We start from the raw sequence: 20,104 nt of genomic DNA, 5'->3' as shown, positions 1-20,104 counted from the left end.
CGACTATCTCCTATAGGAAATCCAACAGATTCCCCAGTTGTCCGGATCAACTGGAAATTCTATCGGAAAGAGCTCTTACTACTAATATACGAGGGGTTATGCAAATGAAAAATATTCATTCAATCTACCAAAACGACATTTACTTGCTTCAAGCTTTACGGTCATGTGGTGTGCTGCTAAAAGAGCATATTCTTCAGTACATCTCAAATCACCGGTTACTAACCTTCATTAAAAATGGCTATATAAATAAGACAGCTACATTTGTAAAAAAAGATATGTCTACTTTTTTCTATGCATTAACGCAGAGAGGACAAAGATTAGCAAAACAATTTGATATTACAAACTTTTATCGTTCCTCGTCTGTAATACATGATTTAGCTGTTGCAGAAAAATATATGAATTTGCCATTAGGAGTGCGTCTGACTTGGCAAACAGAAAAGGAACTTCAAAATGTTTTGTACCAAACGTTAAAGATTTATGAAGAAACACAACAATATGCAAGAGCTGATGAAATCGAGGACTTAATCCGAAGAAAGCAGATTAGCCCAACAGATGGAGGATATATATTGGATGGTAGGCTTTGTCTTTACGAGGTTATTACGTCAAATTATTCAGTGGAGGACATTAAAGCCAAAAAGATATTTGCAGAGATGGTTAACTGTCCAATCGATTTTTACTACTTAAATAGAAAGGAGGAATCTGTATGATAACAATACAAAAGAAAGAGAAAGTCGCTAAACAATACAGTGTCATTTTAAAAATCATTTATCATCTGGGAAAAGGCATCATGTGGCGTACACAATTAAAACAATACCTACAGCAATTTTTTGCAATATCTGAAAAAGCATTCATTCTTGCTCTAAAGGATTTAAAAGATGCAGATATTATTCATATTCATCGTTACTGTAATCGTCATATCATTCGTTTAAAAAAATTTGCTATTTACTATTTAACATGTAAAGAAAGAGCGTCTGTAGCCAGTATTACTTTTACTACATCAAAAGCGGTTAAAAGTGCCTATATCAATGCAGTATTATTGTACAATCTTATGCAACTAGAAGTTGTAGAATCGTTAGACCTGTATATTGAGGAGATTGCTAAAAGAACTACTCTTTTAGCTAAAGATAAATCAAACCATCATATTTTGACTAATCTGTTAAGCATACAATCATATAAGCATAGCTGGGAGAAAATTAGATTTGAAATTGAGGAGTTAGAGCGAATACGCCTGACAAATATACAAAAATTGCAAAACGTTAAGGCAATCGAAAAGCCACTTTATTACTACAATTTCAATTTGAATGCTATGCAAGCGCGGGATATTTACCTCGGTGGTTGGGTCATTGAAAATAAAGTTGAATCTCGTGTTAGCTTTCATGGCCCCATCATCTATATTTTCAATATCAATCAAAAATATAACTACATTCCAAAGTTAGAAGAAAACATTAAACAAATCCGTGAATACTTTAGTTATATTTTAGACACACCTCAAGGATTTACGATTCAGTTCAAACTTATTGTTGAAGATATGCAATTGGAGAATAAATTGAGGAATACTCAAAAATATAAAAACTTTGTAGAGAACCTTGTTTTAGATGAAATAGAAATCCTGAATCTAAATATACTAAACGATGTATTTGGTGGCGTACATCTACTTAAATAGCAGTTATATTTAACTACTCATTTGTATACAATGTTGAAATCTTACAAAACAGGAGCTGTTTTTCACATGTTAAAAGGAAATGATATTACAATCACGCTTCGAAAGTCACATGTCACTAAATTAATGACAATCAAAAAACATTTAATTGGTGAGTTGTATTTAACCTTGCAAGATTACCATTCTGAAAAAATGATAGAAGAGATTCAAAAGAAACTAATGTATATTGAAGGATTAAATATCTCACAAATAGCAATGTTATGGTTCACCTCTTCCTTATCAAATGATGAGAATATAAGATATTTAAAACGTACAATTGACCTTCATACACTGTTAAACAATATTTCCACGTGAGAGGAAGCAGAATAGCAGAGAGGTTATCATCCTAAGGGGAATATTATTCGATTTAACAACCTTTTTTTAAAAGTTTTATTCATGTTCATACATTGTTACTTTACTTGCCATTAGAAGAAGGCAGTAATAGCAAAGAATAAACCCTTGTCATTACTGCCTTCCTTATGAAAAAACATAATTTAATTACGCTTTTCTGTCGTTCCAAAAACTGCATCTACCTCTTTAGAAAAGACTTGGAATATATAATCCTTCTCTTGTTCTTCTGAAGCAATACCTGTCGCTGCACCTTCTGGGAGTTTGCCCCCTTGCTTACGCATCAAAACATTATGGTGATCATCAACTGTTGAAAAATCACCCTTTTTCCAACGTTGTAATATATCAAGGTACGTTTCATAATTTTCATAGTTATCTTTGTTTGCTTCGACCATCTGTAATAGAATGTTGATTCTTTCTGGCGTAATCATAATAGAACCTTCTTTCAGTTCAGCGATAATCTTTTGATGCGCCATCTGTTGAAGCACTTCTGATACTAGATTGTCAACGAAGGGTTCATCTCCACTTTTCCATTCATCAATCCTTTTGGAATAAGTAGCATTTTCCCACCCCATACCGCTTGTATCCACTGTTGATACAAACTCTTTTTTAGCAGTGCCTTTTGAATTTGAGTGACCCCTATCTGATTCTCTCTCGGTTTTAGTAGTTTCGTTGTCAGAGTTCTTTTTCATAATCAAAAACGTACCACTTATACTCAATATTGCTGTTAAAATAACGATGCCTAAAACATGAATCCACTTCACTTTTTTACCACCTTTATCAATAATTACCTATAAATTACCATATAGACCCTACTATGTAAACATAAGCACAAAAACAGAAGCCCCCAACTACAGACCTTCCGCAAGGCAATTTAAATTAGAAAACAAATGGTTGCCATCATAGGTGGTAGATTTTGTATATAATTCTTTAGTAGCTCATAATTATTAATACATTAATTCCTATTAAAATCTTTAATAAGTACACTATCGTATAGCATTTAATACTTTTATAACAGTTTAATAAATCTTCAATAATTCTTTTATACATAGGAATAATTATTTTCACTTTTATCTATAATGAAAAATCTTTCGAGAAAAAAGGGGTTCTCTAACCGAGACATTATTGGAGGTAATATCTATGTCAAAAGAAATTGGAAAACTTAGCTGTGGTAACATCATACGAATTTTACGTTCAGACCGTGGATTATCTTTAAGAGAGTTAGCAAACAAAACTGGCGTCACCGCATCGTATTTATCTAAATTAGAAAATGAAATTCATACAAATATGAGTTTGGCAATCTTCTCATTAATCTGCAAAGCACTAAATGCAAATCCAAACCTATTTTTAGATGACCAGTTGCAATCAATGCTGGTTCAACCACTAGAGATACGAGATTTCTTTTTAATTCAGGAATTGTATTACGAAGGAAAAATTTTAACAGAAGAACAAAAAGAAATGATGATAAATGCAGCTATACTATCTGTTCATCAATAATAGTAGTCCACTTAAAGTAACCGGTATTCCTGGTTACTTTTTTTGTAGAATCAAAGTAGGCTATCGATTATCACGTTAATTCACATGTTGTTATAAATTACGCTGGGAAGTTAACTTTTTCCCCTATAACGCTATCAAAAAACTTGCTATGTTAGGCATCCTACTAATTGCAACCAAAAACGTTTGTCCAAACCCCTACCGTATCTTTAACTAGCATTATCATTGCACATTCTGCCCTATTTCAATATTGTACTGCCTAATTAAAATCTTTACATTCCATAAATATCAACTTTTCTATTTTGATATATTGAGTATATGAGAAATAATAGACTTTGTGGATGAAAAGTGGTCGAACCCCGAAGTCTATCGCTACACCTAATGAACTTTATATTTTGAAGGAGGAAATTAAATTGAAAAAGATAGCAATTATTGAAGAATTGGTTGAAGCAAAATTAACATCAACTTTTAATTTGTCCAAGGAATATACCCATATTCGAGGATATCACGGCTGTCGACCACTAGATGTTGAGACCTATTATTTAAATGGGATAAAACCGCTTACTAAGAATGATATGCTTTTAGAAACACTTCATCGCTTGAAATGTACCTACATTGACAATAAAAAAATAAGAAATGCTTTTGAAAAACGTTGGCAGTCGGAACTCTCTTCCGAAGAAGGTATTTGGTTCACTGTTTCCACCGAAGAATTGCTGTATTCTGGACACTATATGATTTATGGAAGTGAGTTTATACAAGCAGTAGCTGCTGATTTATTGAGCCATGACTTATTAAAGAATCATGGTATTCCTACTATTTTTTCTATTGATATTCCACTATCAAATATTTCTTTAGATTGGCTTCAATGTTTAGAAAGTAACATCATTCAAAAAAACACTAGCGGTGGGTATCATACCAATGCACCTATTCTTGCAACTAATGTCATATCGCATATTCACCCAAATAAAATTATTGATTGGCATAATGGAGGGGAAATCTATTTTAATAAAATATAAACATAATTTCTCTTTATCTGCTTCCTTAAATGTTTACTTTCGAACATTAAACAAAATAAAAACTGGTTTTTGTACGTTATCTTTCAAACACCAAAATACTCATATGTTCACTTCTGAACATATGAGTATTTTATACTATAAAATAGTTATTTTTTCTCATTACATATATGAAACACCATGTTACTATTACTCAACACAGGCTAGAACATGTTTTCGATTTTTCGAATCAAAATTTGCATTATACTATCTGTGGAATAAAAAACCTCTACGCGCCAACGTAGAGGTTCAATAAACTATAAGACTGTCATTCCCCAATGACAATCATTCAAAATGCGGTAGCTATGTGCTAACCATAAAAACTAACTCAATTATACCGATATTTTATATCAGAAGCCATAGCTACTCCATTTTTTTGAATCGTCTTATATGCAAAAAAAACATTCAATAATGGAGGACTAACCAATGAAAAAAGAAATTATCAAACAAACAGAATTAGAAAAGGGGAAAATCCCAACAAAACTAGCAGTAAAATGGATTACACGCAACGAAAGAATCCTTATTGATTCGCCCCCTAATTCTGGGAAAACTACTAGTATTCTAAATGCATTTGAAAAACTATCAGATGCAACAAAAGACGAATTCTTTATTCTCACGACCCCTACTCGCTTTATTGGCTCACAATCGTATCAAAAACATGCCAAGTCTTCTCTCTTAGTACAGGGTGGTAATAACCATTTAAAAATGGAGATTACTCATCATTTAGCGGAAGGAAATCGGATTTTTATCTGCACATATGACAAACTGCCATTTTTGATAGAGACCCTGAAAGCAGAGCGTCCTGAAATGATATATCATTTAGTAATTGATGAGTTCCACCGACTTATTCTGGATTATAAGACTGATTTTCGTTACCAAGCCATTTCAAATATGTATTCTATTCAAAAAACAGCAAAGTCTATGATAGCACTTAGTGGCACCACAAGTGAAATTCCTAAAGATGAATTTACAACAATCATCACCGTTGAAAAACCTGATTCACCACATTTCAATAATTTAGTTGCTGTATCCTATCCGCTTGAGTTAGATGCAGTTAACGCTATAGTAAATTATGTTTTAACACGTTTACCGCAGCATAAATTATTAATTTATTGCCAATCCATTGACGTAAATGAACAAGTAGCTTTATTGCTAAATAAACTCAATATAAAAACGGCAGTAATTGATTCAGAAAAAAAAGAAATGCCTGCCTATAAAACAATTGAAGACAAACGATTATATCCTGAAAATTATGAGGTAATACTTGCCACTTCAGTAATAGCAGAAGGTGTTAGCTTAGAAAATGTATCAAATGATTTGTTTGAAACAGTCGTAGTTGCTAACCATAATTCCCGATTATTCAATTTAACTACAGTTAAGCAAATGAGTCATCGCTTTCGTCAACAATTCGAACAATTTACTATTTTATATCAAAAATGTGAAGTAGATGAAGAAATTCATAATACGCAGAAAATCTATGATTTGTTACTAAACACAACCACTCATTTAGTAGCTCTATTAAACGAGGATATTGGATATTTCCACCTTGAAACGTTATCTATATTAGAACAAAACAATTTCCTTACGATTAAAAATAACCTGTTACAGGTAGATAAATTTGCCGTTTGTAATAAACTAATTACGGTAAAAGAATACGCATATGAACGCAAAAGAAATGCTTTTATTTGCGATGTTGCAAATCTATTCACTCACAACGAATTAACTTATTTGTCTTTTGATTGGACCGACACATACAATCACCTTTTAGAAGTTACAGAAGATGAATTAAAAATCATTCCTCTTCAACTAAGATTATCTCCAGAGAAATATAAAGAACTGACGACAAAAATCGAGAGCGGGGACAAAATCCGTACTCAAAGTATACTCACAAAACTTGAAGCAAAAGCATTGCATAGAATTGGCCCATATGTTATGTATGACGTATTTTTAAAAATTGTACCATCTTTAGATTCTACGCAGAAGGTTAATCAATTAGGAACAAAATTAGATGGTTTTGTTAAATTGTTGCTGTGGGACGTTAAAAAACAGGATGTACCAACAAATATTGCGGTACAAAAGTTACAACAATATTGTAATGTTTCATTATCTAAAGACAAGTATGTTGAGACACTTAATACAATTAGTTCCGAACTTAAATTTGCGAATTATAATGACCTCAATCAAACAGTGAAAAAATATTTCCACGTGGAATTTAAATCAAAGAAAATTGCTCGCTACCGCATTATAAAAAAATTAACACCTGCTAATTTAGCAACCTTCGGCAATTTAGAACTACATGAACTTTACGATTTATTGAAAGTGTTCATCCAAAAAAATTATACAAAAAATAAAACTGCTTTACTTTGTCAATTAGAAACTGTGTTCTTTACTTCAGCAGTATGATATTTAACGGCGAAATAAATTCCTTAATGGGCATATTATTTCGCCTTTTCCCATTTTGTTACTAAATTAAATGTAGAATGTTGTATCTTCTCATTTTGAATGCAAACAGAGGTCTCCTAACTTGTAAGTACAATATCGTAAATTATATCTATTCAATGGTTATTGCGTTTAAAAATTTACATTTACAGTAGACACTTTTATGTACTATTTATTTAATATATGCTTAAAAAAATGTCTACCTTCTCATTAAAATAGGTTGTTTTTTCTATGTTTTATATTGATAAGCCTTTAAATAAACTTAACTACCCTTGGCAGCCGTCTTATTGCTTCATACATAGGTTCATATTTTCCTTAATTGGGGACGGCACACTTTTCGAAAGCGTTTTTATCTTAAAGTGTCACTTCAGCAACACAGATGATTTTATAACAAAGAGCAGTTTAATATTGCTCCTTAAACTTAAAAAAGAAGCCAAAGTACTTCTTCTAAACTTTGACCCCTGCTTGTTCATAATACCTTTTATCATAAGACAAATCGCTGACGATTTTTAATTAAATTTATTCCATGTAACTCAGTAGAAGTTGTTTTAATTATATTTGATTTATCATATTTAGTAGCGTTACTTTGATGTGCAGGATTATAAAAAAGTATACTCATACTAGCATCACAGTTGAGTAGTACATTTATTAGAGCGCTACATAGTAACACGGATGGGGTAATATTGAATAAGTTCTCTCTTTTTGAAAGTATATTTTCGTAAATTTAATTATAAAGAACTCACAAAATCTGTGCGAATATGCTCAATTTTATCCTTCAAAGAATCTGAAATGCCCTTAGTATTCTAATGCCTTGAATAAAATCTTCGGTTGTTACAAGTTCTCTAGAGTCTATAGATTCTATTTGTTAATCCAATCTCCTAATTTCTTTTCCAAAAAGCTTTACTATGAAATTTTGTAATCAATTTATCATTCACACTAAGCTTTCTAGTATATACTATGCCTGTTTCTACTGTAGCTAGCTCATTTGTAACTTTAGATGCAACGTCTTTAGGAATAGCTAATGATTTTTCAATTCCTTGTATTGAATTATCTGATTTCATTAGAAAAATCCAATTTAGCATAGAACTATAATCAAACTGTTTTTGAACTAAATCATCAAATCCCTGTGATAGTAACACTACAGCAACACCTTTAGAACGTAACTCCCTTAACATTCTTTCAAGAATTCGATTATTTGCATCCAAATAGTTATGAGCTTCATCTATAACTACAAGTGTTCTCATTTCTCGCATACCCGTTTTTTCATTGATTTTACTATCTGGTAAGCGAATTGATTCCATATATATTTTATTTAATATTAAAAACGTAACTAATTCCTTCACCTTCATATGTGAATCAATATTATGCAAATCAAAAATTATGTTTTTATCAGATAGGGTTCTGAAAAGGTTCTGATTATTATAGTCTGGAAATATTCTTGGTATGTTCAACTTGTGAAATAGCTCAACTAACACATCTTTATTTTTCCCTTGCTCATCATATATCTGAATCATTAATTGATAAATTAAACTAAGGTCAGGTTCTTCATATTTTTCATATGCTTTTTGAAAAATGTCAAATAAATCCAAACTTTGCTTTGGACCAATTCTTTTTTGAATTGATGTGAATATTTCTTTTAACTCTTCAATTTTTTGGTCATTAACATCCTCCATAAAAAACGGATTATATGGAATCCCGTCATTTGCCAAATCAATTATATTAGCACCAATTAAACTTGAAAATTTCTTATTTGCTGCTACATCACCTTTGGCATAATCAAAAAATATTATATTCATACTTTCATTTTGTTCTTTAATTTGACTTATTATTTCTAAAGCAAATTGTGTTTTTCCAGCTCCAGTTTTCCCCGTTATGCCTATATGTTGACCAGTATGGTCCTTGTCGTTCCATGTAATTGAGATTGAATTTTCATTATACTCCCCTAATTCAAGTATTATATTAGAAATTGGGTTAAACCTTTTCTGAAACAATTTATCGCTTTTATTAAAGGTCATTAACACTTTGTTATTTTTATATTGCTCTATTATTAATTTCTCTTCATCACCTTCGTCTTCCTGCTCCAAGAGCAATGCACCATAATCAATTAATAGCTTATAGTAACGCCCCTTATTATTTAATGAAGCAACTTTAAATTTTTGTCTTATAGCGGCATCGAATATAATATTCTCTATAGAATCTATACGTATTTCACTTCCCTTAGAGTCGCTTTTAAAATCAACTAGTAAATTATTGTGAGATGACATTAATCCCTTTGCAAACGCTATTTTATATATTGAAGACTTTTCGCATTTAGATTGAACTCTAATATATAATCTATTTAAATATTCAGTCGCCTCACCACTCAAAGATATACGCCTACTTCCATTCATCTATCTAACCTCCAAGTTAAAATATCCTTTTTTAATTGAAGTTTTTTCTCCACAATCAGTAATTAAATACTCTTTAGCAATATTATTTTTAATCATTTCACGCCATTCATCAGCAACTTCTTCATCAGTTGATAGTATTATTACTTGTTGGCTAGCATAAGGAAAGTAATGAGTTAAAAGATTAGTGCGATGCACTTTATCTAATCTACCTAATGGTGTATCTATTACAATAGGTAAAGGCTTTTGAGAAGCTTTTGCTAACGCCCACACGAGTGAAATGGAGAAAATCTCTTTTTCACCTGCAGATAACCTTCTTTTTGGTAAGACTTCATTATGCATATTTTCAAAGGTAATATCAAATGTGTTGGGATTAATTTTAAACCTTTTTACTAAATAATCTTTTCTGGTTAATTTGTTGAACATTTCCGTCAATAATTGCTCAACATCGTGAGCCTTTTCTATAGTTAATTTATTAATAAACTCTAATAATGCCTTTCTAATTTTTTCCGATTCATTAATTTTAGTTTGAATTTCCTGAGTTACTTTTATTTGTTCAATAAGTTCTATTCTGCTATTTAGCAACGTTTTCTTTTTATTATTTTGCTCATCCAAGTTGTTTTGACAAATACGAATATTGTCTTCAAGAGATTTAATCGTAATCTCATACTCCTCTAATTGACTTTCTTTCTTCAGCACATTATCGCTAGTTGGGAGTTTCTTCAGCAGTTGAATTTTTTCATTTATATCCTTTGAAGTTTTTTCAAATAAAGAAAAAGTTTTCTCTAAATCAGAATTACCATTTGTTAAATATGACGTAATATAGGAAATATCATTATTTAGAACTTCTAAATCTGAAGGAGATAAATCATGAATAATCTCAACGTTTTCCCTTATAATAGGTTTGTTTATTCTCGCCCATATTAACTGCATTTCTTGAGCAAGAATATCCTTTTGCATAGGAGTCAGTGGAGGAATTATTTTATCCGAATTCAAACTTTCCAAAACCAAATAAAAGTTTTCATGATTTTGTCGAGACAACATCTTAGCTTTATTGTATTGGTTTTCTTTTTGAAGCTGTTCGCCAATGTCATTTATAACAGGGGAAAGTAAAACATATGGAAGCTCGTTATCGATAAACGAAAAAACTACATCTCTTATTTCTTCTCTACTGTGTTTTAGATGTTCAATCTCTTCTTGTATATCTGCCCGTTTGTTTATTGAACTTATTCCTTGTTCCCTCAACCACTTTTTTATTTCATTCATTTCAACACCTAATTTAACTTTACTCAATTGAGCATCATCCAGCTCTTTCTCTATTTCAGCTATTACTTCACTAGTCGCTTCAATTTCAGCTTCAACTTTTCTTATATCTGATAGCTTTATATTAGCTTGGCTTCTCTTTTGATTTATCTCATATGAATATAAATCCTCAACTAATTGGTGATATATATTAATATTTAAAATATCCCTTATTGACGAACTTAACGAATCTGAACTATCAAAATCATTATCCTCAGCCATATACTGAATTTTCTCTCCATCGAAAAAGAAAAATTGAGAAACACCAAAAGGAATTATATTTTGAATAAATTGGGTTTTATCTAAGTCATCTTCAAATTGTTTTAATTCTTGACCATCTTCTGTTATTGAAAGATTTTCTATGCAATCATTTTCTCTTATTCTCCATTCTCTCTTTATTAATAGATTTTTTTCAGATTCATTATTACCTTCAAATTCTACTTCAATATAGAACTTTCTGTTACCCTTCCTGTAACTTTCAGTATTAATACAGTCCCTAATAAATTGGTCATATGTTTCACCTGATGTTAATTTTGCTTGACTACCATATAATGCAAGTAAAATTCCTTCTAAAATAGAGGTCTTTCCAGCACCATTCGGTGAACCTATTAGGATAATATTCTTACCACTAATTGTTAGGTCAATCTCATTAAAATCTTTGTACAGTCTAAAATCATTGAAGGTTACTCTTTTAAGTAACATTTTTACACCTCTTCTCCTTTAGACAAAATTGATGATTGAATCATTGCATCTATTTGATTCTGTAAACCTCTTCTTTTTATTTTCCCCCACATAGACATTTCCAAATTCATTAAGCGATTAACAATTTCAACATTAACATCATATTGCATACTTACCCTTTCTAAGAGTACATTTTCCTTTCGTTTATTACTCTCAAAAATGTAGTTATAAGACTTTTCATCCATCCCTTTTTGTTCCACTACATGATGACCTACTTTCCAGATAAATTAATTTCTGTTTCACTATTATTAATTCAAACAATCTTATAAAAAGTTATTTACAACTTTAAACAAATTTATACCTTTATAATCTAAAGTATAGATAGAAAATAGAAGATGATTACCTTTGCTAATATTCATAAATTCCTCTAATAAAAAAAGACGATATCCATAACAGATATCGTCCTAGTCCATAAAAGTTAAACTTACTCGAAAACATAAATTATAAAATAACAAAATAACAATAAGCATTTCTCTCTATCTATAAATACTCTTTTAGACTATTAGAAACCTCATCAACGTCTAAATCCAAATACTGTGTCGTTACCTCCAAATTGGAATGCCCTAAAGCTTTAGATATTAAAGCGATATTTGCACCCTTATTTAGTAAGTTTTTCGCAAAAGCACGTCTAAGAGCATGTGCATTAATATTCTTCAACCCGTATTTTTTACTATATTTAGTGAGTTGTTTGGAGATGGCATTATTCGTTGATTTTGTATTTATAGACGTACCTTTAAAAGAAATGAAGATATTTTGATTATCTTCATGATAATGATTGCGAATTTTATTGTTCTGTTGAATAAGCACTTTAAATAGCTGGATTAATTGAATATCGATAGGTAGTTTTAATAATTTATGATTTTTTAAAATGTCGCCATCAAGTTTCAGTACTCCCTCTCCAAAATCAATATGCTTTTCTTCTAACTGCCCTAATGTATTAATACGAATGCCTGTTTTATACATGGTCAAAATGGCAACTGCATCACGCAATCCCACAAATGTATTCACATCCAAAAGTGATATCAATAATTTCACATCACTCTCATTTGCACCACTCTTTACTTTCTTATCAACCTTTATATTAACTGTCTGCCAAAACTTTTTATCGAACCAACCATTGTTAAAGCATTTACTTAAAAACGATTTCAGAGCCTTCAATCGTGTTTGTTTTGTTTGATTGCATACCTGCATTTGTTCCAACCAGTTGTAGATAGTATTTAGTGTGATTTCTGATAAATACTCGATAGCTTGGTCTTTCTTAAAGTTTCCCACAATTGTTTCATAATCTATTATGGTACGAGGTCGATAGCCACTAGATTTCATTTGTTTAATCACAATTTCAACCGCATTATCAATCTTTTTTGATGCTTCTTTTTTAGATTCAACCGATATTTCAGGCTCAAGCTTTAATAAAGCTAAATCAATATCTACTTCAAACAACCCAGACTTTTTTGTCATAAAAAAATCCTCCATTCAAAATTTTGATTGGAAGATGATTTCGGAATCCCATAAATATTTGAGGAACGAAAAAAGGGATTCAATGCCCCGGACCGAAGCCCTGACCGAATCCCTAATTTCTCTCAAACCCTTATCCCTAAAGGCCTGAAACCTGCTTTTTAGACGTCCCAGGAGGGATTCGAACCCCCGACCGACGGCTTAGAAGGCTGTGGTTACAGATTTAAGAACTTTTATGCACTTCTATAAATTTTAGATATAAAGCTATTTAAACTATTTTTAATTAGAAACTTACTAGATTGTTTTTATCTATTTATCTAGTTTTATATTATTTTGGGCACCTCGTGGGCACCTTCTGAAAGTTAAAAAATTTGGAAAGATTCATAAAAAATAGCTATATGGAGACAACATAAAAAAATAGAGAAATTCGAATTTGAATGAATTCAAATTCGAATTTCTCACTAATTGGAAGCTATTTATGTCCCAGCCTTTTTAAATTATATTATCATTCGATAGATATCTTTATTGTTTAAAATAGTAACACAGCCATATCCCTCATTATTAACATGTGTTTGAATATCCTCTACCCTTGAATTTAAACATGTGAAGTATATTTTAGGTACAATACCAGCTTGGATACTTAATTGGTTATATATCTCTTTTGCATATTCCCATTTTTTTAACTTACTTTTCTTTAGTACATTCATTGGTTGTCCAACTTGCACCATGCCATCAATTGTAGCTTTACACTCAAAATAATCAGGTATTTCTGAAGTACTTCCATTATCTCCATGATAAGTAAAATCAAAATCACAATCATTCCCACCAAGAGTTTGTTCTTCAAATGAGATAATGGCCTCTACACATTTTATGGTATTTGGTAATAAAGGGATATTTTTCGGAGCGTATTTATAAATAACAGCTTCAAGAAATTTACCTCTTATATCCCCAACATCTTGACTAGTCTTCGAATAGAGAATATCTAATAAATCAGAAAGTGATTTTTTCTCTTCTTCATTGTCCTTTATTAGATATGCTTTAAAATAACTCATTAAATCTAAGTTTCTTAATTTTTTTGTTTGAGGATCATTATCTGGATTCTTATACTTTTCTAAAATATTTGCGATTACTAGAAAGTATAAGTTATTTTTTTCTATTAGATCAAGCAATCCTTGAATAAATGTATCTATTTCATAGTTGCCCCACTCAGTCCCATTTTTAGGGCTATATGATACACATTTCACCTGTGTTTTAGACATATATTATTAAACCCTTAATACAGGTAATATTAAAGCAGAGAGTCCCATCCTTAAAGTTAGGTTACTCACCAATTCTCTTGCATATGGCCAAGCATTTACAGGGACATTGTTTTTTGTAAAGAAATCGATATACTGTTCTTCAAAAGTTATACTAGCTTCTAATGAATAGCTTAACTCTAATATAAAGTAAATATTAAAAACTTTCTGTTCTTCTATTAATCCTTGTACTTCAAATTCTGTCAGAACAGAAAACTTGTCTTTTTCTCTTTCATACTTTATTACATCATGACTAACAGATATTTTGATATTTTCTTGTTCTATTTTATTAGAACTTTCTACAGATAAATTCTTCAAGTTAACTTGTCTAATATCAATATTTTTTATTAATTCTTGATAAATATCCTTATCTAGTTTCATTGTCTCCCTAAGCACAAATTAATTCTAAAGTTAATTCGGGCAAATCCTCTCCAATTTTATCTTCTGAAAAATGATTTACTTCCAGCAACTCTGGTAAATTAGCTTTATTAACCTCAAGATTAATCAAACCATTTAGTTCAAGAGTAAATTGTAAGTCATCCAATATTCCGTATACAGTAGTAGCTATCCTAGCAATTTGATTTAATTTATTATTTAAAGTCTCTTCAAATCCTCGGGTAACTATTTCAATATATGCTTCAAAAATTTCCTTATAGTTTCCATGATTCGCTTCAGTAAATTGCATACAAGAATGCATAGCCTTAGCTCTCTCGGAGAACATATTTTCCATAAACAAATGACAATTGTTTAGTTTATTTTCAACTTCTTCATAAAAATCTGTTTCATCTTCATTGGAAACATATTTAAATAAGTTTCTAGCGAATTCAAAAGCTTCTTTAGCCTTTATTAAAATATTTTCGAACATTAAATTTAATTCTATTTGCTTTTCTGTTATTTGAATAAGTTCTTCTAAATTTAAATTGGAAACATTTATACATTCATAATTAGTTGATTTAACATTGAAGCGATAACTCATTCTAATCACTCCTTTATTCATCTTTTTAATGTTCACCTCCTATTTTACCATATTTTTTTCTTTTATAGGAATCATTTAGTAATTTATTCTACATTAAGATTATATTTTGATTTCTTTATAATTATTACTTGAACTACTTCAATGTATTATGAAAGTAAGTAATTTAGAAACTCTCTATTTAATAGTATTTAATATCTTTAGAATTCAATCATTTTATTCAATTCTTTAATAAAACCAGGTTCTCATTCGAGCGCCTGGTTATTAGTTTATTGCTTTAGGAACTTTATCAAAACCTTTAAACGATGCAATAAGTAGCATTCCAGTATGAATTAACGTTTGTCAAATAAAAAAGACCAGGTTCACTAATTAAAAATGAGTACCTGGTTATTTTTCATGTTTGTTTTTCTGAATTTATCGATTGATTATAACACTGAAGTAGAAATATTAACTTGAGAAATATTTATAGTATACTTCTTCTCCAACCAAATTTAACATTTCACTTAATATACCTGTAGGAATTGTCTTCTTTTTAACATCCATTTCCGATAAAATACATGGAATAAATGTAAGCGAAATCTTATCATATACACTATATAATTTACTTAGATGTTTTTCGTTATTTTCTTCTCTAATAGAAACTAAATACTCTTTTTCAGATAGTTTGGTAAGGTTTTGACCGTGGACATCTTTCGAATAATTACCAAAATAATTACTTAGTTTTTTATGTAAATCTGGATATCTTTGCGAAAAACCTTTTTTAGCAAGACTATCCATTATAGAACTATATGACAAGGAAATAATATCTGTACATTTTTCATCAATAAATGATAGAACAATACGCAAAATATTTTCAGAAGTCGCTCTAACTATTATATTATTTATAAATTCATCATTCGAAGGTAAATGATAAAGCATTCTTAAACTTAATAAATGAAAATCATCATATAATCTTTGTCTTTCTGGATGTAAATCTGAATCGATTTTTTTAATTAATTTCATAAAATGGATATTTCTATTTACTATTTCATAAATCTTTATTAGATATGGGCTTCCACTTACACCCGAATTAGGAAAATATTCATTTATAAAAGTACTATATTTAGAAAAGTTCACATCGCTCATTTAGATGTTTCCTCCTCTCTTTTGAATCTCTCAAATAAAGTATCTGTGTAGTTGTTGTTTTTCTTACCCTTGTTATTTTTTACGCTTATTTGATTTGCATTCGAAATAGCATCTTCATTATTTTCTTTATCCATGCATCTGATTAGTTCTTCTTTAATATCTAAGGCAAAATGATATAAAAACTTTTTATCTTGTTCTTTCATCTCCCTAAGTATCTTTCCTAATAAGAGTGTCCTATTATCAAATAAGTAATCTCCATATGTTTTGAAAATAGGGTGACATTCATCCAAAAATTCTTTTATATTTATATTCCTATTAAATACTTCTTTGGATAAAATCAAACTTGTTACTATGCTGTACATTTCAAATCTTATTTTTTCTTCGCTATCAGCCTTCTTAATAGTTGAGACTCTTTCTTTTAGTGCTAATTCGGGTCTTAATTCCATGTTTATCACCCCTTATATTTGAGAAACAACATTAGCTTTTGTGATGACAGAATCAAATTCTATAATTATCTTTCTCAAATTACTGTATGAGTAATCACTGTTAGAATCAGCTATAAAGTAATCAATTTTTTTATTAAATTCCCTATTGGTTTGAAATACTTCTTTAAAAAAATTAACTTCCAATTCATCTAAAGTTTGACTACCCCTGATATCGCCCATCATCTTTCTCATTCCTGTTGAAATACTACCATCTCTAGGTATATTAGTGAAGATTACACCGAGATGGTCTAATGGTGTTGTTTTAAATCTATCGCGATATACTTTTTTTAGCCTTTCTACTACTTGGAATAACAAATCAATTCCGAGAACTGAATAAGAGTCAGGATGGATTGGGGAGATATAAAAATCACTAGCCAGCAAAGCAGCAGTAGTATAAAAGGAGAATGTAGGTGGGCAATCCATTAATATATAATCATACGACTCTCTGATTTTAAAATCTTCTATAAAATTCTTGATAGCATTCTCACTTTCTGACCCACCTCCAGATCGTTCAAAAAATACCGCATTCAAATCACCAGGTATAATTGATAAATAGTCATCTAACTTTAATATAAAATCTGACTCTTTAACACCTTCAACAACAGAAGTATAGTCAAAAACATTGCTAATTGTTGCTGTGCAAACTTGAAATTTTCTATTTCTTTCAGTCTCAGTTTCATAGTGATGTTTATAATTATACTTTTCGAAAATTGACTGTGTTAAGTTTCCTTGAGGATCTACATCAATTAATAATACTTTTTTACCGTTCCTAGATAAATAATATCCGATTTCTTTACATAAGGTAGTTTTCCCTACCCCACCTTTCATATTTAGAAATGAAATAACGTTTCTCATTTTGCCTACCCCTTTACTACATTAATGTTACAATTATAACTTACCTCTCGGAAAAAATGTTATAAATTTTAACATAATAACGCATAAATGGTTCTATTACCAATGTCCTCAAAAAGACCAAGCCATAGGAATCTTGTTCTTTATCAATTACAATGTTCGTTTTACAACAGAAATAACTAACCCTAACGCCTTTCCATTAGTCATTGAACCTACTTTTCGCCGTGATCAACCTTTAAAATACCTAATTTGTATTTTCTGCATCACTTGTATGGATCAAAATAGACCAAAATAATTAATTTAATCTTGGTCATTATAAGCTTCATTATCCAATGCCTTTTAACTTCAATAAATTTTTGTTTGATTGTATAATATTGTTTTCATCCAATTTAACCAAATCAGAAAAGCTTGGCATATTGTTAAATTTTATTTTCTCCATTGTTTCTATAATCACCAAATTTAACTCCTGCTCCAAATCCTCTCTATTATTAGCAGCTGTTTGATGTAATAATTTCTTTATTTTTGGCTGCATTAATTCAATTACTTCAAGTGAATTTAATTTATAGTCCATTATAAATACTCCTTACTTTGCATTTAAACTATTTTGGATTTCTATGATTGCTTTATTTTTCCCTTTGTTTACAGCTTGTTGGGAAATTCCCATAATACTTGCTGCTTCAATTTCAGTCATTTCTTTTATATGAAGCAAATATAAAATTTGTTTTTGTCTGTCAGTCAATTTATCTATAGCTTTAAAGATATTTTTATCTGCAAAGTAGTTTGCAATATTATTAGAATTATTGTCATTAATATTTTCTACATATAAAAAACTATCTTCGTTTTGTTCAAGTAACTCTTCTTTAAAGCTTTGATATCTTCTAATTTTCCGATCATACTTCTGTGCTGCGAAATACAATGATTTTGAAAAATAAGATACCAGCACTATCTTTGAATAATATATCTTAAACTCCTTCTCTAATAACTCCATATTCTTTTTATCTCTATTAACTTTGTACTCCTCAAACAATAACTTATTTTTCTCAATAGCTAAAAAATTATGTAGTACTAAGTTTAAGCATGTTTTGCTCAAAATACCCCTCCTAAAAAAGAACGTACGTTCTTAATATAAAGGTGTTTTTCTTTAACTAAAAAACAACCAAAAATTAAATTTCTTTTGGTTGTTTTTAGAAAAGAAAATGAGCCTTTCCTATATGTAAGTGTTAATTACACTTTCAATTTAAAATTATTAGGAGGCTATATTATGGCAAAGTTAGAAATTAAATTACGATCTTTTTTACCCCGAGATAAAGTTGTGTTCAAAGACAACTTGGAAGAACGTGTCACATTTGATGGTGATAAACGCAAAAAGGCAGACTATAATTCTAATGCTTATCGCACATCACAACGTTTTGTTATTGATACATCAAAAAAAGACTATGGTGTACAAGACTTTAAAGATGTTGGAATAACAACTTCTCATCATTACAACTCACGGGGGAAACTTCTTGAAGTACGAAAAAATCAAGCGCCCAATGGTAACTTAAAATTCACTAAACGTATTGAAAATGATGACTTGTATTTATCTTGTTCATGCGCTATCAATAACCCTTCAGTCTGGTATTCACCAGATATTAAATATAACCTTGAAATTAAAGTAACCCGTACAGGCAGTGTTCGACTTACTGGTAAACATGGTCAATTCCCTGCATTTGAATTCGGACGTCATCAGATTAGTGCTAAAAAAGCTCCAGAGAATATTTGGTCGTACATTCCTAAAGATAGTGCCGGTGTATTTGATTTGTATAAACCATCCGTAAGTGTAGATGTAGGTAGACCTTATAATAGTGACAAAAATAACTAATTAATAATAAAAGAAGCTACAAATCGTTTAAGATTGTAGCTTCTTTTTAATGCAATATATGAATGTTTATGAATTTCACCATTATCTATTAGTTTTAATGGAGTTCCTAAAAACGAAAAAAACTCCAATCAATGCGTAAATCAAGCTATTGAAAAAAATTATTTTAATAAAAAACATACTGATAAAAGTAACATCGTCACCAATACTAAAAATACTTGAAATTAATTTAACCAAAGATATAAAAACGACTGGTATCAAAATTGCACTAATTAATCCAATACGTAACAAAGAAATATTTTTAACTTTATATAAATATAAAAAAGCACTATTAATTAAAATAATTAAAAATACAAAAAATCCTGCTATAGACATATCCATAAAACAACCTCCAATTGTAAATTTGATTTATATCTCGTTTTCCCAATTCAAAAAACACAATGAAATACCCTTTATCTTTTGAACATCTTAATAAATTTTCATGAAATATCTTACCTTATAAAATCCACGTTTTACCGCTAAATACCATATAAATCCCCCACTAAAATACATAACTTTCCACATATAACTTTACATGCACATATTAACATAAAAAAACA

Annotated in this window: 21 protein-coding genes; 7 read left to right on the top strand and 14 right to left on the bottom strand. The window is 30.0% G+C overall.

Annotated elements, in window-relative coordinates; genetic code table 11:
- Positions 1–104 precede the first annotated feature (104 nt).
- The 3 genes from ACIQ7T_RS03390 (at position 105) to ACIQ7T_RS03380 (ending at position 2,014) form a co-directional block, all read left to right on the top strand.
- Positions 105–707 carry a hypothetical protein gene (locus ACIQ7T_RS03390; protein WP_402868638.1) on the top strand — a complete coding sequence of 201 codons (603 nt, stop codon included), beginning with the start codon at positions 105–107 and terminating at the stop codon, positions 705–707.
- Positions 704–1,663: a hypothetical protein gene (locus tag ACIQ7T_RS03385; RefSeq protein WP_402868636.1), complete on the top strand. Its 960-nt coding sequence runs from the start codon at positions 704–706 to the stop codon at positions 1,661–1,663. Before ACIQ7T_RS03390 ends, ACIQ7T_RS03385 begins: the two co-directional genes overlap by 4 nt.
- 66 nt (positions 1,664–1,729) lie before the next feature.
- Positions 1,730–2,014 carry a hypothetical protein gene (locus tag ACIQ7T_RS03380; protein WP_402868634.1) on the top strand — a complete coding sequence of 95 codons (285 nt, stop codon included), beginning with the start codon at positions 1,730–1,732 and terminating at the stop codon, positions 2,012–2,014.
- A gap of 179 nt (positions 2,015–2,193) precedes the next feature.
- Here ACIQ7T_RS03380 and ACIQ7T_RS03375 read toward each other — a convergent pair whose 3' ends face one another.
- Positions 2,194–2,811, bottom strand: a complete 618-nt coding sequence (locus ACIQ7T_RS03375) for a DUF6241 domain-containing protein (protein ID WP_402868632.1) — start codon at positions 2,809–2,811, stop codon at positions 2,194–2,196.
- Between the two features lie 376 nt (positions 2,812–3,187).
- Between ACIQ7T_RS03375 and ACIQ7T_RS03370 the strand changes: the two genes are divergently transcribed.
- The 3 genes from ACIQ7T_RS03370 to ACIQ7T_RS03360 all read left to right on the top strand — a co-directional run bounded on the left by ACIQ7T_RS03370 (position 3,188) and on the right by ACIQ7T_RS03360 (position 6,996).
- Positions 3,188–3,544: a helix-turn-helix domain-containing protein gene (locus ACIQ7T_RS03370; protein ID WP_339259350.1), complete on the top strand. Its 357-nt coding sequence runs from the start codon at positions 3,188–3,190 to the stop codon at positions 3,542–3,544.
- A 410-nt stretch (positions 3,545–3,954) separates the two neighbouring features.
- Entirely contained in the window at positions 3,955–4,557 is a 603-nt protein-coding gene (locus ACIQ7T_RS03365) for a hypothetical protein (protein ID WP_402868630.1), read from the top strand.
- 462 nt (positions 4,558–5,019) lie between these two features.
- Complete coding sequence (locus ACIQ7T_RS03360; protein ID WP_402868628.1) at positions 5,020–6,996, top strand: DEAD/DEAH box helicase; 1,977 nt, start codon at positions 5,020–5,022, stop codon at positions 6,994–6,996.
- 914 nt (positions 6,997–7,910) lie between these two features.
- Here the strand turns inward: ACIQ7T_RS03360 and ACIQ7T_RS03355 are convergent.
- The 12 genes from ACIQ7T_RS03355 to ACIQ7T_RS03300 all read right to left on the bottom strand — a co-directional run bounded on the left by ACIQ7T_RS03355 (position 7,911) and on the right by ACIQ7T_RS03300 (position 18,737).
- Positions 7,911–9,422 (bottom strand): type IV secretion system DNA-binding domain-containing protein, encoded by a 1,512-nt coding sequence (locus ACIQ7T_RS03355; RefSeq protein WP_402868626.1) that lies wholly within the window; start codon positions 9,420–9,422, stop codon positions 7,911–7,913.
- Positions 9,423–11,423 (bottom strand): DNA sulfur modification protein DndD, encoded by a 2,001-nt coding sequence (gene dndD, locus ACIQ7T_RS03350; protein ID WP_402868624.1) that lies wholly within the window; start codon positions 11,421–11,423, stop codon positions 9,423–9,425.
- Between the two features lie 2 nt (positions 11,424–11,425).
- Positions 11,426–11,662 (bottom strand): hypothetical protein, encoded by a 237-nt coding sequence (locus tag ACIQ7T_RS03345; RefSeq protein WP_402868622.1) that lies wholly within the window; start codon positions 11,660–11,662, stop codon positions 11,426–11,428.
- Between the two features lie 280 nt (positions 11,663–11,942).
- A complete protein-coding gene (locus ACIQ7T_RS03340) occupies positions 11,943–12,920 on the bottom strand; it encodes a tyrosine-type recombinase/integrase (RefSeq protein ID WP_402868620.1) in 978 nt (325 codons plus the stop codon).
- A gap of 494 nt (positions 12,921–13,414) precedes the next feature.
- Complete coding sequence (locus ACIQ7T_RS03335; RefSeq protein ID WP_402868618.1) at positions 13,415–14,176, bottom strand: hypothetical protein; 762 nt, start codon at positions 14,174–14,176, stop codon at positions 13,415–13,417.
- Positions 14,177–14,182: 6 nt separating this feature from the next.
- Positions 14,183–14,593, bottom strand: coding sequence for a protein-export chaperone SecB (locus ACIQ7T_RS03330; RefSeq protein WP_402868616.1), 411 nt, complete (start codon positions 14,591–14,593; stop codon positions 14,183–14,185).
- 7 nt (positions 14,594–14,600) lie between these two features.
- A complete protein-coding gene (locus tag ACIQ7T_RS03325) occupies positions 14,601–15,209 on the bottom strand; it encodes a hypothetical protein (protein ID WP_402868615.1) in 609 nt (202 codons plus the stop codon).
- A gap of 423 nt (positions 15,210–15,632) precedes the next feature.
- Positions 15,633–16,310: a hypothetical protein gene (locus ACIQ7T_RS03320; protein ID WP_402868613.1), complete on the bottom strand. Its 678-nt coding sequence runs from the start codon at positions 16,308–16,310 to the stop codon at positions 15,633–15,635.
- The gene (locus ACIQ7T_RS03315; RefSeq protein ID WP_402868611.1) at positions 16,307–16,756 is read right to left on the bottom strand and encodes a hypothetical protein; all 450 of its coding nucleotides are present in this window, start codon (positions 16,754–16,756) and stop codon (positions 16,307–16,309) included. The genes ACIQ7T_RS03320 and ACIQ7T_RS03315 overlap by 4 nt, the downstream gene beginning before the upstream one ends.
- Positions 16,757–16,768: 12 nt before the next feature.
- Positions 16,769–17,650, bottom strand: coding sequence for a ParA family protein (locus ACIQ7T_RS03310; protein WP_402868609.1), 882 nt, complete (start codon positions 17,648–17,650; stop codon positions 16,769–16,771).
- A 322-nt stretch (positions 17,651–17,972) separates the two neighbouring features.
- Positions 17,973–18,218, bottom strand: a complete 246-nt coding sequence (locus tag ACIQ7T_RS03305) for a hypothetical protein (RefSeq protein WP_402868607.1) — start codon at positions 18,216–18,218, stop codon at positions 17,973–17,975.
- 12 nt (positions 18,219–18,230) lie between these two features.
- Complete coding sequence (locus ACIQ7T_RS03300; protein ID WP_402868606.1) at positions 18,231–18,737, bottom strand: sigma-70 family RNA polymerase sigma factor; 507 nt, start codon at positions 18,735–18,737, stop codon at positions 18,231–18,233.
- Between the two features lie 171 nt (positions 18,738–18,908).
- Between ACIQ7T_RS03300 and ACIQ7T_RS03295 the strand changes: the two genes are divergently transcribed.
- Positions 18,909–19,508 carry a DUF3238 domain-containing protein gene (locus ACIQ7T_RS03295; protein ID WP_402868604.1) on the top strand — a complete coding sequence of 200 codons (600 nt, stop codon included), beginning with the start codon at positions 18,909–18,911 and terminating at the stop codon, positions 19,506–19,508.
- An 81-nt stretch (positions 19,509–19,589) separates the two neighbouring features.
- Here ACIQ7T_RS03295 and ACIQ7T_RS03290 read toward each other — a convergent pair whose 3' ends face one another.
- Positions 19,590–19,886 carry a hypothetical protein gene (locus ACIQ7T_RS03290; protein WP_402868602.1) on the bottom strand — a complete coding sequence of 99 codons (297 nt, stop codon included), beginning with the start codon at positions 19,884–19,886 and terminating at the stop codon, positions 19,590–19,592.
- Positions 19,887–20,104 lie beyond the last annotated feature (218 nt).

The organism is Lysinibacillus sp. NPDC096212 (assembly GCF_044763105.1).
Classification (GTDB): domain Bacteria; phylum Bacillota; class Bacilli; order Bacillales_A; family Planococcaceae; genus Lysinibacillus.
This window is presented reverse-complemented; position numbering and strand designations above follow the sequence as displayed.